This window comes from Pseudomonas helvetica (genome assembly GCF_039908645.1).
GTDB lineage: Bacteria > Pseudomonadota > Gammaproteobacteria > Pseudomonadales > Pseudomonadaceae > Aquipseudomonas > Aquipseudomonas helvetica.
On record NZ_CP150917.1, the window covers coordinates 4,206,456 to 4,221,478 of the forward strand.

The following is a 15,023-nucleotide window of genomic DNA, read 5'->3' on the forward strand; positions in this document are numbered from 1 at the left end:
GTGGAGGTCACTGGGTCAGGATTGCCGATCCCGCCACACGGTCATTGATATAGATCAGACAGTGCCTGAAGGCCTGGAACCGCGACGTGCCCGCAGGCTCATCGCCGGTGCCGCAAAAGCCATCATTTTTTTGCCCCGAGTGTCGCAATGTAATGCGCGACAGAGGCGGCATCTTCATCAGACAGGGAATGAGTGACCTGCTTCATCAGCTCGCCACGCGGGCGCTGGTCGGTCTGCTGGAACACCTTGAGCTGGCGGATCATATACTCGGCATGTTGACCTGCCAGGCGCGGAAACTGGCCATTGCCCTGGCCCTCGGCACCATGACAGGAGCTGCACTGGGCGACACCCGAGCCAGGCAAGCCCTTGCGGAAGATCAATTCGCCGCGTGGATCAAACTTGTCGGCGTCAGCCTTCATGGGGCTCTGGCTGGAAAAATAGTCCGCCAGTTCGTTGATCTGGGTCTCTGTCAAATGGGTAAATCCCCACATGTACTGGGTCCCGGTTTTATCGCTGCGGACATGGCCCTTGAAGTCAGTCAGTTGCAGCTTCAGGTATTCCTTTTGCTGGCCGGCCAGCTTGGGAAACATCGGCGAGACGGACTCCCCCGTCAATCCGTGGCACATGGAGCAAACCTTGTCGACCATGGCGATGCCGGACATCGGCGAGGTTTTTTCCGATGCCTGCTCGGTCGTACCGGTGCAGCCCGTGAGCGCAACCACGCAGAGGGCAAGCAATAAATGCGATCGATTGAAAGTACTCTTCATGCCCATTGCATTCATGGTCTACGCCTCTGCGTTCAACTGATCAAAACGCGCACCACATATAAAGATAGGTGGTGTCGTTTTCGCTGGCATCACGGCCATTGCCGTCATAGTTGTTCGTTGCGCCCAAATAGCGGGTGAAATAGTTGTATTGGAGCCCGACCCTGAGGTTCTGCATCGGTAACCAGAACACCTCGGGCGTCCACATCTGTGTATCGGGTGAAAAACTGGCACTGTCCGGGTACGCCGTGGCATCCGAGCTGCCATTGACATTGGTATACGCCAGGCTCGCACCATACTTGGCACCGTACACATAACTGCCCTTCAGTTTGAAGGATCGCAGGGTTGCAGGTCCGTCGAAGAGGGTCTGGGTGCCATCCCTGATTTCTTCCCTGACATAACGTATCTGTGCCGTGAAAGTATGGGGCTCAAGGAGGTACTGATACTGGCCATCGAAGCCTACGTCCCGGTACTCGGTACTGCCCTGGCCATGGATCGGATTGTTGGAGTCGTCCAGGGGCAGAATTTTGGCATTCATCGCAAAGGCCCCCAGCATCACGTTCTGGGCCCCCCATTCGTAGGTATAGGCCAGCCGTGCATAAGGGCTTGAGCCATCCATGTACGTCAACGGATGGTAGGTGTCGCCCTTCTTGTTGCCCAGGCTCAGAAACTGCCAGGTGTCTTTGGCGGTCTGGTAGGAGGTCAGCTCCAGATACAACGACTTGTTCAAATAAACATAGGCACCGATACCCGCCACCTGTTGAGCCAATCCCCCCTCGATCAGTGTAGAGGTCGGGACCCCGCCAAAGGCGCCCAGGGTTGAACTGACATACGGATAGCCCCACGCAGGCGTGCTGTTCCAGACATCCTGAACCGTGGGGTTGTTATGCAATGTGACGCCCCAGATGACATCTCGTGAGGCATCCAGCCGGCTGTCTGCATAACGCAGGTCAAAGTTGTCCGAGCCCAGGTGACTGACCCAATTACCCGAGGCGTCCTGGTGGTCATAGGAGCTGTAGGTGAATTGGGCAAAGCCGCCGATAACGTCAGTGATTTTTCCACCGAGGAACACGCTGCCGAAATCAATGATGAATTGCTTGTCTTTGGGTGAAATCGAGCTGCCCGCACCGTCGCTGTTGTTACGCGTCGAGGTGAAATCACCGACGATCATCGCGGCCAGGGGGTTGGTTTGTACGCCGTTGGTGTACCCCGTCAGCTTGAACAGACGCCCATAAGGTGTCAGCTCGGGAAATTGCCCGCCGGCATGGCAGGCAATGCAACTTTGTCCGGTTTGGCGTGCAAAGGAAGGCAAGGCCTGCGCTGACTGACAAAACAGCAGCACTGATAACGCCACCAGCAGGGTGCCCGGTCGCCGGAGTAATGTGATTAAAAAAGCTGACCCGGAAAAAAACGACTGCGCCACCGACTTCATCCCGCCTGCTTCGCCGTCCTTCACATTCATCTCAGCTCCCTCTGAAAAGAGACTGTCGAACGATTTAAACCTGAATGGAGCCTAGTCAGACGCTAGCCATTTACAAGTGCTGGCGCGCGCTGCGCCACTCAAGTCCGCAACGCACATCACGCACATCGCGTCAGGTCATCTTCAGCAGCCTGCGGACGCGCGATCCAGACACGTTCTCCTGGGGCATTGCAGCCTTTGTTGACGAAACTCAATGAATCGTCTGGACCAAGGTGTAGGAATAATCAAAGAAGCAGCCCAGCGGGCTGCACGTCGGTTAACCCCTCCTCTTGATAGGGACGACGCTCATGACCTCTCCTTCGCAAAAACTGCTGGAAAAACTTTACGGTCCGCGCAGCACTGTTGCGAGAACCACTATTGCCCCTCTGTTACGTCAATATGCGGAACCGCTGCCGGAATTGAATTCAGACGCCTTCGGTGAAATGTTCGACCGTTACGCTGATGCGCGGGTAGTGATGATCGGTGAGGCCAGCCATGGCACCAGCGACTTCTACCGAACCCGTGCGGCGATTACCCAAAGGTTGATTGAGCAGCACGGGTTCACGATTGTGGCGGTTGAAGCGGACTGGCCAGATGCCGCGCATGTTGACCATTATGTCCGCGGGCTGGCCCATACAGCCTGGAAACGGCATATCTTCAGCCGATTCCCGACCTGGATGTGGCGCAATACCGATGTGAAAGCATTCGCCCACTGGCTGCATCAATACAACCACAAGCACGCCCCCGAGCGTCGAGTCGAGTTTCGCGGATTGGACGTCTACAGTTTGCGCAATTCCATCCACGAGGTCCTGAGTTATCTGGAGCGGGTCGACCCGCATCTGGCACACGAAGCACGACGGCGCTATGGCTGCCTGACTCCCTGGCAGGATGAACCTGCGTTGTACGGCCACTTTGTTGAACGTGGTGGGCTGATGCCCTGCGAGCAAGCAGTGGTCGAGCAGCTCCATGACATGCTGGCCGAGCAGCTGGCCGGGCTTATCCACGACGACGAGGCGTTCTTCGATGCCACGCAAAACGCCCGGGTCGTTCGGGCGGCGGAACAATATTACCGAGCGATTTATCGAGGTTCGACCGCCTCGTGGAACCTGCGTGACCGGCACATGTTCGACACACTGCGGGGGTTGCTTGAGCACCGAGGCGCTCACGCCAAGGCCGTGGTCTGGGCGCACAACTCCCATATCGGCAATGCCGCTGCCACGGAAATGGGCTGGAAGGGCCAGTTCAACATCGGTCAGCTGTGTCGCAGCGCCTATGGGCGCGATGTCGTTCTGATCGGCATGAGCACCGACCGTGGCCAGGTGGCGGCAGCCGATGACTGGGACGCCGACATGCTCATCAAGGACATCCGGCCATCTCGCCCGGACAGTTGGGAACATCAGTTCCTTAAAGCCGGCGTCCCCGCGTCTTTGACCGACTGGCGAGATCCCCTGCGCGAAGACCTGCGCAAGGCGCTGTCCGAGCCTCTGCTGGAGCGGGCCATCGGGGTGATTTACCGCCCCGAAAGCGAGCGCAGCAGCCACTACTTCGAGTCGGTGCTGGCCGAGCAATTTGACGCCATGGTGTGGATTGAACAGACGCAAGCGGTGACGGCGCTGCCTCTGCCGAAAAGCCAGGCGCTGGAACCGGAAGACGAAACCTTTCCGTTTGGCGTGTGATACCGGTCAGGGACTGATGGAGGTCTCTGAACGAGTACCACGCAGATGTCTCTCGAACCAGTCGCCAGCAAGTCTGGCGACTTCTTCGAGGGTGCCTGGTTCTTCAAACAGATGCGTAGCACCCTCCACGACTTCCAGACGCTGTTCACAGCGCAGAACGTGACTGCTTTGCACGTTCAGACGCACTACCACCGGGTCCTCTGCTCCGACGATTTGCAAGGTCGGCGCCCTTACCCGGGACAGCGCCGCACCTGCCAGGTCGGTCCGCCCTCCCCGGCTGACCACCGCATGGACCACGTCCGGGCGCTCGGCCGCCGCCAACAACGCCGCAGCGGCCCCGGTGCTTGCGCCAAACAGCCCGATCCGCAGCGATTGCAGTTCCGCGTCCCGGCCAATCCAGTCGATCACCTGCACCAGTCGCCGCGAAAGCATCGCGATATCGAAACGCAGCTCCCGCGTCACGTTATCCAGGCGCTGCTCCGGCTCCGTGAGTAAATCGAACAACAACGTGCCCAGTCGTCGGCGGCCCAGAGATTCTGCAACCTGCTGGTTACGAGGGCTTGAACGGCTGCTGCCGCTGCCATGGACAAAAACCACCAATCCGGCAGCATTCATCGGCAGACGCAGGTCGGCTGACAGCTCCACGTCCTCCAGGCTCAGTTTTCGATAGTGAGACTCAAGCATCGGAATTCTCCTGAGGGGCAATGCCCGTGCTGGACTCGCGTTGCCAGGCTCTTTGCAAAAGATCGATGACTTCCCCGTCTGTGGTCTGGGTGAAGTTCATGTACCAATAGCCGATCGACATCAGCCACTCGGGAATGAGCGGACACACCACCTCATCCACTTCGGTGCGCAGCGCCTCGACCGTCTCAAGCGGCGCCACGGGCACGGCAACGACAATGCGCGACGGTGCTTGCAGGCGCACAGCGTGGATCGCGGCCATCATCGAGGCCCCTGTCGCCAGGCCGTCATCGACCAGAATCACCACCTGGTCCTTGAGTACCACCGGCGCACGCGTTGACCGGTACAAATGCTCACGACGAGAGAGTTCCCGGGTTTCCCGGGCGACCACGGCATCGAACGTATCCTGATCAATCGGGTGAGCCCGTAGCGCCCCCTCATTGACGATTTGTACGCCGCCACTGGCAATGGCGCCCATGGCGTATTCTGGCTGGGAAGGAACTCCCAACTTGCGGACCAGCATCAGGTCCAGGCGAACCTCCAGGGCCGTGGCCACTTCATAGGCCACCGGGACACCGCCACGGGGCAAGGCCAGAACGATGACATCCGGTCGATGAGCATATTTGCGCAGCGGCTCAACCAAGGTTCGACCGGCAGCGGTCCGGTCGCGCAAGGTGGTTTGCAGTAAGGGACCGTGTGTCATTTGAAAACCTCCTGAAGCCATCGGGCCAAATCCATACCGCCAGAACGCCGCAAGGCAGCCATACAGGACAGGTTCAGTCGTACTGCCGAGAAGCCTTTACAACCCATGAGCGCGCGGCAAGTGCTCAGCTATGTGCCAATACCCTTTTTTAAATTCAGAATCCTCCCATGAAGTCTCCCCGGTCTTGATTTATATCAAGTCCCCGCGCAAGGCACAGATGCCCGGCGCCGTCAGCTACGGCCCCCTTGCGCTATGATCAATCTATCGGCCCTGAACGGGAGACTGCCATGCCGACCCTACCTGCGAGTCAGCGGTTGCGCGTGTACGACAGCGATGAACTCGACAGGGTACTGCAGGCGATGGCGCGCCAGGCTGCGGCACTGTTGCCGCCTACTCAAGCGGTACTGATCGGCATCCAGCGCCGCGGCGAGCCGCTGGCACAGCGTTTACAGCACCATCTGTCGCGTCAGACCGGCCAGCCGGAACTGCCTCTTTACCCCCTGAAGGTCAAGCGCTATGCCGATGATCTCAGCGTGCTGCATGCACACACGCAATTGACCGAAAACCCGCTTCTGGGCGCACTGGACCTTGCCAATACCACCCTGCTTGTTGTCGATGACGTGCTGTTTGAAGGCCATTCGCTGCTGCGCACCTGCGCGTATCTGGCGCAACTCGGTGCGCGTCGGGTCTACACCGCGGTATTGGTCGATCGGCACGTCTGCCAGCAGCCGATCCATGCCGATATTGTCGGCGTGCATCTGCAAGTTGCCGCCAATGACATCGTCGAATGCAACGTACCGCCCTACGAAGCGGAGTTTTGCATCGAAGTTCTGCGTCATGGTGCCGCCCACTGACGGCAGTGCCTCGAAGGAGCCATCACATGCTCACCGAACGCCCGCTTCTGTTTGCCCTGCAAGGCAGTGAGCACTACGCGAGCCGCGTCGCGCAGCGGCTTGGCTGTCAACTGGCGCTCCACGAGGAGCGCGACTATGAAGATGGCGAGCATAAATGCCACCCGTTGGAGCCAGTCAACGGTCGCGAGGTGGTGGTATTCCATTCCTTGTATGGGGATGACCGGCAGAGCGCAAACGACAAGCTGTGTCGGCTGCTGTTTTTTTGTGGCGCACTCAAGGATGCCGGCGCTCGCCAGGTGCAGGCCGTGACGCCCTACCTCTGCTACGGGCGCAAGGATCGTCGCACCCAACCTCAGGACCCGACGATCACCCGCTACGTGGCGGCCATGATTGAAGCCTGCGGCGTGGATCGCCTGATGGCCCTGGAGGTGCACAACCCGGCAGCGTTTGATAACGCCTTTCGCATTCCCACCTGGAATGTGCAGTGCGCAGATCTGTTCGCCGGGCATTTCGCCGGGTTCGTCGGCGACGCCGAGGTGGTGTCGGTTTCCCCGGACGCCGGCGGCACCAAGCGGGCCGAGCAGTTTCGCCAGGCCCTGGAGCGGCAACTGGGACGCCCGGTGGGCGGTGCGCTGATGGAAAAGCACCGTGCTCAAGCAACGTTCACCGGCACGCTGCTGGTGGGTGAAGTGCTGGGTAAAACCGCGATCATTTTCGACGACCTGATCAGCACCGGTGAAACGCTGATGCATGCGGGCCTCGCCTGCCAGCAGGCCGGTGCCACCCGGTTATTTGCAGCCGCCACCCATGGTTTGTTCACCGGTGGCAGCGACCTGCTCGACAAGCCACTGTTTGAACACCTGGCGATCTCTGACAGCGTGCCTCCGTTTCGCCTGCCAGCCGACTGTGTCACGCGCCACTTGCACGTGCTCGACAGCACCGCACTGATTGCCACCTTGCTGGCTGAAAACGGAGCGTTTGCTACCGTCTGAGCACGGGCGGCCTCCTGCTCAGCCAATCCAGCGGATCTCGGGGTCCTTGTGCTGGACGGGCGCAGGCGCAGACTTCGGATGGCCAACGATGATGGGCGCCACGGGCCTCGATCCGGCAGGGAGACCCAATACATGCTTGCCCTCCGGCGTATTGAGAAACCCCTGGGCAAAACCGATCCAGCAGGTGCCGAGTCCTTCAGCGTACGCGGCAAGCATCAGATTCTCGGCCGCCAGGGCGCAGTCTTCAACGATCCACGGACCGGGCGCGTTCCCCGAAATCAGGATGAGTACCGGCGCGTGATAGAAGATCTGGAAGCCTGGATCGTTGAGCATCGAATAAAAGTGCTCGGACTGGGTCCCTGCGGGCACTGTCGCGAGCAGGTGGGCCTTCGCTTCGCGCGAGACCCGATCCAGCAGTTCCTGATCGCGGATCACCGTGAACGTCCACGGTTGTTGGTTGACTGCGCTGGGCGCCTGGACGGCGGTGTTGATCAAGCGACGAATGATGAGTTCATCAACCGCTTCTTTCGTGTATTCACGCGTCGAGCGACGGCCCGAGATTGCCTCGTTGATATTCATGGCGGCAGCCTCAAATATTGTCGTTTCATACAGTGGCCCGCCAACGAACATCTACTATTGATTTAGATCAAATCAGGGCAAAACCTGCCAAACGGGGGGAGCTTATATGAGCAGCGCGATCCGGCTTCTGGTGTGCGCTGTGCTGGTGTGCATCGGCGGGCTGGCCTGGGGCGCAGACGCTGCCGCGCCAAGTGCTGAGCCGCGCGTCACGATCCTCGTTTACCACCGCTTTTCGCAGACGCTGGACGACTCGATGACCGTGCGCATGAGCACCTTCGAAACCCAGTTACGCGTCCTGCACGAGCATGGCTACCACATCGTGCCGCTACGCGAGGTGGTCAATTGGTTACAGGACCCCAATGCGACGCTACCGCAGAAAGCGGTGGCGATCACCGTCGACGACGGGCATCGTTCGGTATTCGAAAAACTGCTGCCCATCGTGCAGCGCGAGCGTTTTCCGGTCACGCTGTTCATCTACCCATCGGCGATCTCGAACGCCTCCTACGCAATGACCTGGGAGCAACTGCGCAGCCTGAAACAGACCGGACTCTTTGACATCCAGGGGCACACGTACTGGCATCCCAATTTCAAGGTCGAGCGCAGACACCGTACGCCGGCAGATTTCCAGCAATTCGTGCGCATGCAACTCGACAAATCCCGTCAACGCCTGGAGGCGCAAACCGGTACGCATATCGACATGCTCGCGTGGCCTTTCGGGATCTACGACGACGAGTTGATCGCACTCGCCGCCGACGACGGTTATGTGGTCGCCTTCACACTGGACGCGCGCAAGGCGGACCGGCATGCGCGGCTGCTCGCGCTGCCGCGTTTTCTGATGACCGATGCCTACGGCGCCAGCGCATTCGCGCACCTGCTTGGCGAACCGAACACCCCGACGATGCCCGCAACGGAGAGCGCACGATGACCTTTATCAGCGCAGTGAGGCGCTATGCAATCGCGACGCTGCTCGTCGTCTTTACTACCCTGTTGAGCCAGCGAGGCGCCCTGGCCGTCACGGGTGTCGTGCTCGACTCAAGCACGCAGAATCCGCTCGCCGACGCGATCATCACCACATCGGCGGGTGTGATGCGTACCGACGAACACGGGCAGTTCGAAATCGCTCAGGCGGTGGAGAACGTTGCGGCCCGCGCTCCAGGGTATTTGCGCACCGAAGCCAAGGTGTCCGGCGATACACCTTTGACGCTCGCGTTGACCCCGTTTCGCCCGAAAGCGCTGTATTTGTCGGTGTTCGGCGTGACCAACAAGACGTTGCGCAATAATGCCCTCAGCCTTGCCGAAAGCAGCGAGATCAATGCGCTGGTGATTGACGTCAAGGGCGACCGCGGCCTGACGCCGTATCGCAGCGCGGCGCGCGAGGCCATCGGCGCGGCTGCCCAGGTGACGGTGCGCGCACCACAGGACCACGACTTTGCGGCGCTGCTGGCCCGACTACATGAGCAACACCTGTATCTGATCGCGCGCATCGTGGTGTTCAAGGACGACCCGCTCGCCAGCGCGCATCCAGAGTGGAGCGTGCACACCACAGACGGCCAACCGTGGCGCGATCTCGAGAAGCTGCAATGGATGGATCCGTTTTCGCAGGATGTATGGCGGCACAATCTGGACGTCGCCGAGGAGGCGGCGCAGATGGGCTTCGACGAGGTCCAGTTCGACTATGTGCGCTTTCCCGACAAGAGCGGGCTGCACTTCGCCCTGTCCAATACCCGGCGCAACCGGACCGCGGCGATCGTCGGTTTCCTGCAGGCCGCACGCACACGGCTGGCGCCCTACAATGTATTCGTCTCTGCGGACATCTTCGGCTACGTCTGCTGGAATCTGGACGATACCGCGATCGGCCAGCAAATCGAATTGCTCGGCGAGCCGCTCGACTATATTTCACCGATGCTCTACCCGTCCGGTTTTACCTGGGGGCTGCCGGGCTTGACCAATCCGGTCAGCGATCCCGCTCAGATCGTCAGACGCTCCCTGGCGGAAGCAATCAAGCGCACCCATCTGCCGGGGGTGCGTTTTCGTCCGTGGCTGCAAGCCTTTCGCGACTATGCGTTCGATCGTCGCTTGTTTGACGCAGAGGCGATCAGTGCCCAGATCAACGCCGCCAACGCAGCCGGCACCGATGGATGGATGTTATGGAATCCACACAATCACTACAACGCCGCCGATATGCCGCACCCTTGATCGGTGCGCTGAAACGCTGGGTAATGCTGCTTGCAATGGCGGCGGCGCAGTTCGCCGGTGCCGCCGATTTCGATGCGGAGGCACGCCTGCAAGCCGCACAGATCGTCGAGGGGCAGATCACTGCCGGACGGATTCCGGGGGCCGTCGTGCTGATCGGGGACGCCACGCATGTGTTCTATCGCCAGGCCTTTGGGCAACGCGCGACAACGCCCGACCCCGAACCGATGACGCTGAGCACCGAGTTCGATCTTGCGTCGCTGACCAAGGTCATCGCGACCACCACGGCGATCATGCAACTGGCCGAAGCCGGCCGCATCGACCTGGACGCACGCGTTACACAGTATTGGCCGGCCTTTGCGGCCTTCGGCAAAGACCCGGTGACCGTTCGTCATCTGCTGGCGCACACCTCCGGCCTGCTGCCAGACCTGCCGGTGCGGCCACTGCATCCGGACCGCGAAGGCGTCTTGAGCGCGATTGCGGCGCAGCGTCTGCGGAGCGTGCCAGGTGAGCGCGTCATCTACAGTGACCTGAATTTCGTGGTGCTGGGCGAACTGGTCGAGCGCATCACCCACCGCACGCTCGACGCGTATTGCCAGGCCTACATCTTCGGCCCGCTCGGTATGCGCGACACGGTCTTTGTGCCGGACCCCGGGCGAGCGGCCCGCAGTGCACCGACACTGGCGAACAAGGCCGGTATCCGCCGCGGCCGGGTGCACGATCCGACTGCTGAATGGATGGGCGGCGTCTCCGGCAACGCCGGGCTGTTTTCCACCGCGGATGACCTCGCCCGCTTCGCGCAGATGATGCTCAACCAAGGGCGCGCGGGCGGCCTGCAGATTCTGCGGCCAGCAAGCATTGCCGCGCTCAGCAGTGCCGCCTCGCCGCTCGCGACTCCACCGTGGCGCGGACTCGGCTGGGACCTGGCCGCACCGTTCGCGTCGAACCACGACCGTCTGCCACCGATTGGCATGATCGGCCACACCGGATACACCGGCACGGGCCTGTGGATCGATCCGCTGACGCGCCAATTCATCGTTATCCTGACCAACCGCGTGTACCCGGACGACCGCGGTGACGCCCGCCCGCTACGTGCGCAGTTGCTCGCGCTGCTGGCAAGCCGGGCTCCACCTGCGAGCGTCGCGCAAATTGGCCAATGGCTGCCATCGACGTTACCGGCGCTGAGTGCCGCCGATCGCCTGCCGATCTCGACGGGCCCGGTGCAGACCGGCATCGACGTGCTCGAGGCGCAGCGGTTTGCGCCGCTCGCCGGCAAGCGCGTGGGCTTGATCACCAATCGCAGCGGCTTCGACGCCGAAGGCCGGCGCACCGTCGACGTACTCGCGCACGCGCCTGGCGTCAGGCTGGCCGCACTGTTCTCGCCGGAGCATGGGCTGAATATCGATGTGGACGAGCGGGTCGGCGACACCCTCGACACCGCGACGGGCCTCACCGTACACAGTCTCTACGGCGCGGCGCGGCGCTTTCCGCCCGGTTCGCTCGCCGGACTGGATGCGCTGGTCTTTGACATCCAGGATGCCGGCGTGCGCTTCTTCACCTACGAGACGACGCTCGGCTACGCACTGGAGGCCGCGGCGGCGCGGCGCATTCCACTGTTCGTGCTGGACCGGCCCGATCCCCTCGGGGCGCAGCAATTCGGCGGACCGGTGCTGGACAGCCGTCAAGAATCATTCACCGGCTATTTCCCGGCGCCGCTGCAACCGGGCATGACGGTCGGCGAACTGGCGAGTCTGTTCAACCGCAACAAGCACATTGGCGCGGATCTGCGCGTGGTGCCGATGCAGGGCTACCGGCGTGAGATGACCTTCGCCGACACCGGGCTCGGCTGGGTGCCGCTCTCGCCAAACCTGCGCACGTTGTCCCAGCTGGACCTCTACCCGGATGTCGGTTTGCTCGAGGGCGCGAGACTGAGCGTGGGACGCGGCACACCGCATCCGTTCGAGTGGATCGGCGCGCCGTGGATCAACGCGACCCAGCTCGCCCATGCGCTGAATGCCCTCAACGTTGGCGCGCATTTCGAGCCGATCGACTTCGTGCCCACTGAATCGAACTGGCACGGTCAGCTCTGTCATGGCGTGAGCATCACGCGCAACCCGGTGCCTGAGCAACGGCCCGTCGCACGCCTGGGATTGGCACTGCTTGCCACGCTGCATGCGCTCTATCCCGGTGCGTTCGATATTGCGGCGACCCGCGGCTCAATCGGCTCGCAAATCGTCTGGCAAGCCATTCGCGACGGCATAGCGCCTGACGCCGCGCTAGCGCTCGATGCCGCAGCGCTTGAGCGCTTCGCGCGACTGCGGCAGGAGAACTTGTTCTACTGACCTTGACGCAATACGCCACAGCCCCTAGACCGCGAGAACGCTGCAAGGCACCTGATACAGGATATGTTCGGTCGTACTGCCGAGGAGCTTGTCCAGCCCGTGGGACTGGACTCTGCCCATCACGATCACATCCACCTGTTGCTCATCGGCAAACTCGCTCAACGCCGAGACGGGGCTCCCCATGACGAAATGTCGACGGTCAGAGGGCACACCGAATCGACCGGCCAAGCGCAGGAATGACTTTTCCAGCTCTCTGCGCAGTTCCCGGGTAAGGTCCGCCAGCGTCAGCCCGCCGCCGCCCATATCGCCGAGATAGGCCGCCGAAATGTCACAGGCATACAGCAGATGCAATTCGGCATTGCACTGCAGCGCCAGGCTGTTGGCCTGCTGGATGATCCGGTCATTCAGCTCACTGTTCGAAGACGCGGTATCCGACGAGTCAACCGCTGCCACCACCTTGCGCGGCAAGGCATGACCACTCGCGCCCACCAGATACATCGGTATCGGGCAGTGGCGCAGCAAGTGCCAGTCCAGAGGGGTGAAGAATGCACGTTTGAGCGCAGGCTCATGCTGCACTTGCTTGATCAGCAGGTTGGGCTGCATTTCGCTGACGTGATCAAGGATCGCCTGCTGCATGTCGTCGGCCCATGCCACCTCGGTGGTCACCTCGATGCCCCTGCCGCGCATCTTTTCCGCCTGATCCTTGAGCCAATCGCTATGGTCCTGGAGGTAACTCTGCCGAGCCTTTTCCCGGACGCCTTCTTCAAGCAGTGACAGGATGTCCAGCGATGGTACTAACGCGGCAATATGCAGGCTCGCCCCGCTGGCCTTGGCCAGGGCAGCGGCATGGTGTATCGCAGGGGAATGGCGCTGGGCCGGGTTGATGATCAGTAATAACCGTTGATACTGGCTCATGGTCTGAACTCCAGACAGGTTGGACTTCGACGCCTGCCGCTGCCCCTTGCTGGTGGTCAGCCATTGCGTCCTCGCTGGATCAAATCACCAGCGTTGACTCAGCGTCCTCCCCACAAGCCTGCTTGATCTTGATTTATATCAAGTCACCGCGCACCGCCGCAGCGCGGTGCGGGTCATTCAGGAAACGGGGGCTGGGCAGGCGTTTCCTTTTCCGGGATATCGGTCATGGTCGCCTCGGTCAGCAGCAGGATACTGGCGACTGAAACGGCATTTTCCAGCGCGATACGCACCACCTTGGTCGGGTCGATGATGCCGGCTTCATACATGTCCACATAGACATTGGCTGACGCATCGAAGCCAATATTCCCCGGCTCCGCCAGCATACGGGCAACGACCACGCCAGCATCCACCGCCGAGTTTTCCGCGATCACCCGGGCCGGTGCTTCGAGCGCTCGGCGAAGTATCTGCAAACCGGTTTTGGCGTCGCCTTCGTAGCCCGCCTCTTCTGCGGCGAGAATCGGTACCGCCTTGAGCAATGCCAGCCCGCCCCCCGGAACGATGCCCTCGGCAATCGCCGCCCGAGTCGCCGAAATGGCATCATCCAGCGCGTCCTTGCGGGCCTTCATCTCGGCCTCCGACGGCGCCCCGACCCGGATCACCGCAACGCCGCCAGACAACCTGGCCAGTCGTTCCTGGAGTTTTTCACGGTCGTAATCGCTGGTAGTCGCGTCCATTTGCACGCGGATCTGTTGCAGGCGCGCCTCAATCGCCTCACGTTGACCGGCGCCACCGATCAACGCCGTGCTGTCTTTTTGCACCACGACGCGATGCGCTCGCCCCAACTGGCTCAAGTCCACCTGTTCAAGACTGATGCCCAGCTCATTGGAGACCACCGTTGCCCCGGTCAGAACGGCAATGTCCTGGAGCATTTCCTTGCGTCGATCACCAAAGCCGGGGGCCTTGATCGCCACCGCGCGCAATACGCCACGGATCTGGTTGACCACCAGCGTGGTCAGCGCCTCGCCCTCTATGTCGTCGGCGATCAGCACCAGTGGCTGGCCACTTTTGGCGATCAACTCAAGCAATGGGATCAAGTCTTTGAGCACGCCGATCTTATGGTCACAGAGCAGCAGGTAGGCATCATCGAGTTCGACCTGCATCTTCTCGGTATCGGTCACGAAATACGGCGAGACGTAACCACGGTCAAAACGCATCCCCTCCATCACCTCGACCACGGTCTCAGTGGTCTTGGACTCCTCGACACTGACCACGCCTTCAACGCCGACCTTTTCCAGAGCATCTGCAACCAGCTGGCCGATAACCGCATCGTTATGCGCCGAAAGCGTGGCCACCTGGGCCTTTTCCTTGGGGGTACTGACCGGACGCGATTGGGCTGCCAGCGATTGCACGACCAACAATAGCCCGCGATCCAGGCCACGCTTCAAATCAATCGCGCTGGCACCGGCGACGACGTTGCGTATGCCGTCAGCCAGGATGGCATGGGCCAGCACCGTTGCCGTGCTGGTGCCGTCCCCTACCGCATCGCCGGTACGTTCCGCCGCCTGGCGCAGCATCTGGGCACCCAGCCCCTCCTCGGGGTCTTGCAGGTCGATTCGCTTGGCAATCGTCACGCCGTCGTTGCAGACCGTCGGATTACCCCACTTGTTCTGAATCAACACCGATTTCGATTTGGGCCCAAGGGTCACCCGAACCGCATCCGCCAGCTGGGTGGCACCGCAGAGGATTTTCTCGCGAGCGGCGGCACGAAACAGAATTTTACTGTGAGCCATCAGGTTGTTCTCCCGAGTCATCCTGCAACAGGCTGGTACTTGCAGCTTCCCTGAAATGGCTCACGCGACGTTGAT

The 15,023-nt window shown here is 61.2% G+C and carries 13 protein-coding genes; 6 read left to right on the forward strand and 7 right to left on the reverse strand.

Translation table 11 applies throughout. The features are described from left to right. Positions 1 to 122: 122 nt before the first annotated feature. Positions 123 to 767, reverse strand: coding sequence for a c-type cytochrome (locus AABM55_RS19575; protein WP_347927376.1), 645 nt, complete (start codon positions 765 to 767; stop codon positions 123 to 125). Positions 768 to 807: 40 nt separating this feature from the next. Continuing rightward, positions 808 to 2,226 (reverse strand): cytochrome C, encoded by a 1,419-nt coding sequence (locus tag AABM55_RS19580; protein WP_347927377.1) that lies wholly within the window; start codon positions 2,224 to 2,226, stop codon positions 808 to 810. 305 nt (positions 2,227 to 2,531) lie between these two features. On the opposite strand from AABM55_RS19580, the gene AABM55_RS19585 reads away from it, so the two are divergent. Further along, positions 2,532 to 3,899: an erythromycin esterase family protein gene (locus AABM55_RS19585; protein WP_054596514.1), complete on the forward strand. Its 1,368-nt coding sequence runs from the start codon at positions 2,532 to 2,534 to the stop codon at positions 3,897 to 3,899. A 6-nt stretch (positions 3,900 to 3,905) separates the two neighbouring features. On the opposite strand, the gene AABM55_RS19590 is transcribed toward AABM55_RS19585, so the two are convergent. Both AABM55_RS19590 and AABM55_RS19595 read right to left on the reverse strand, forming a co-directional pair. Next, positions 3,906 to 4,583, reverse strand: a complete 678-nt coding sequence (locus tag AABM55_RS19590) for a dienelactone hydrolase family protein (protein WP_103316135.1) — start codon at positions 4,581 to 4,583, stop codon at positions 3,906 to 3,908. After that, the gene (locus AABM55_RS19595) at positions 4,576 to 5,283 is read right to left on the reverse strand and encodes a phosphoribosyltransferase (RefSeq protein ID WP_347927378.1); all 708 of its coding nucleotides are present in this window, start codon (positions 5,281 to 5,283) and stop codon (positions 4,576 to 4,578) included. The genes AABM55_RS19590 and AABM55_RS19595 overlap by 8 nt, the downstream gene beginning before the upstream one ends. A 287-nt stretch (positions 5,284 to 5,570) precedes the next feature. On the opposite strand from AABM55_RS19595, the gene AABM55_RS19600 reads away from it, so the two are divergent. Both AABM55_RS19600 and AABM55_RS19605 read left to right on the forward strand, forming a co-directional pair. After that, the gene (locus AABM55_RS19600; protein ID WP_347927379.1) at positions 5,571 to 6,137 is read left to right on the forward strand and encodes a phosphoribosyltransferase family protein; all 567 of its coding nucleotides are present in this window, start codon (positions 5,571 to 5,573) and stop codon (positions 6,135 to 6,137) included. A gap of 26 nt (positions 6,138 to 6,163) precedes the next feature. After that, positions 6,164 to 7,129, forward strand: a complete 966-nt coding sequence (locus AABM55_RS19605; protein WP_347927380.1) for a ribose-phosphate diphosphokinase — start codon at positions 6,164 to 6,166, stop codon at positions 7,127 to 7,129. 18 nt (positions 7,130 to 7,147) lie between these two features. Here the strand turns inward: AABM55_RS19605 and AABM55_RS19610 are convergent, their stop codons facing one another. Then, positions 7,148 to 7,708 (reverse strand): nitroreductase family protein, encoded by a 561-nt coding sequence (locus AABM55_RS19610; protein ID WP_347927381.1) that lies wholly within the window; start codon positions 7,706 to 7,708, stop codon positions 7,148 to 7,150. A 106-nt stretch (positions 7,709 to 7,814) separates the two neighbouring features. On the opposite strand from AABM55_RS19610, the gene AABM55_RS19615 reads away from it, so the two are divergent. Genes AABM55_RS19615 through AABM55_RS19625 form a run of 3 tightly spaced genes read left to right on the forward strand, consistent with a single transcriptional unit; the run spans position 7,815 to position 12,243 of the window. Continuing rightward, positions 7,815 to 8,633: a polysaccharide deacetylase family protein gene (locus AABM55_RS19615; RefSeq protein ID WP_347927382.1), complete on the forward strand. Its 819-nt coding sequence runs from the start codon at positions 7,815 to 7,817 to the stop codon at positions 8,631 to 8,633. Then, the gene (locus AABM55_RS19620) at positions 8,630 to 9,904 is read left to right on the forward strand and encodes a putative glycoside hydrolase (RefSeq protein WP_347927384.1); all 1,275 of its coding nucleotides are present in this window, start codon (positions 8,630 to 8,632) and stop codon (positions 9,902 to 9,904) included. Before AABM55_RS19615 ends, AABM55_RS19620 begins: the two co-directional genes overlap by 4 nt. Next, the gene (locus tag AABM55_RS19625) at positions 9,856 to 12,243 is read left to right on the forward strand and encodes a serine hydrolase (protein WP_347927385.1); all 2,388 of its coding nucleotides are present in this window, start codon (positions 9,856 to 9,858) and stop codon (positions 12,241 to 12,243) included. Before AABM55_RS19620 ends, AABM55_RS19625 begins: the two co-directional genes overlap by 49 nt. A 24-nt stretch (positions 12,244 to 12,267) precedes the next feature. Here AABM55_RS19625 and AABM55_RS19630 read toward each other — a convergent pair whose 3' ends face one another. Continuing rightward, positions 12,268 to 13,158 carry a universal stress protein gene (locus tag AABM55_RS19630; protein ID WP_347927387.1) on the reverse strand — a complete coding sequence of 297 codons (891 nt, stop codon included), beginning with the start codon at positions 13,156 to 13,158 and terminating at the stop codon, positions 12,268 to 12,270. 173 nt (positions 13,159 to 13,331) lie between these two features. Beyond that, the gene (gene groL / locus AABM55_RS19635; RefSeq protein ID WP_347927389.1) at positions 13,332 to 14,948 is read right to left on the reverse strand and encodes a chaperonin GroEL; all 1,617 of its coding nucleotides are present in this window, start codon (positions 14,946 to 14,948) and stop codon (positions 13,332 to 13,334) included. Positions 14,949 to 15,023: the final 75 nt, after the last annotated feature.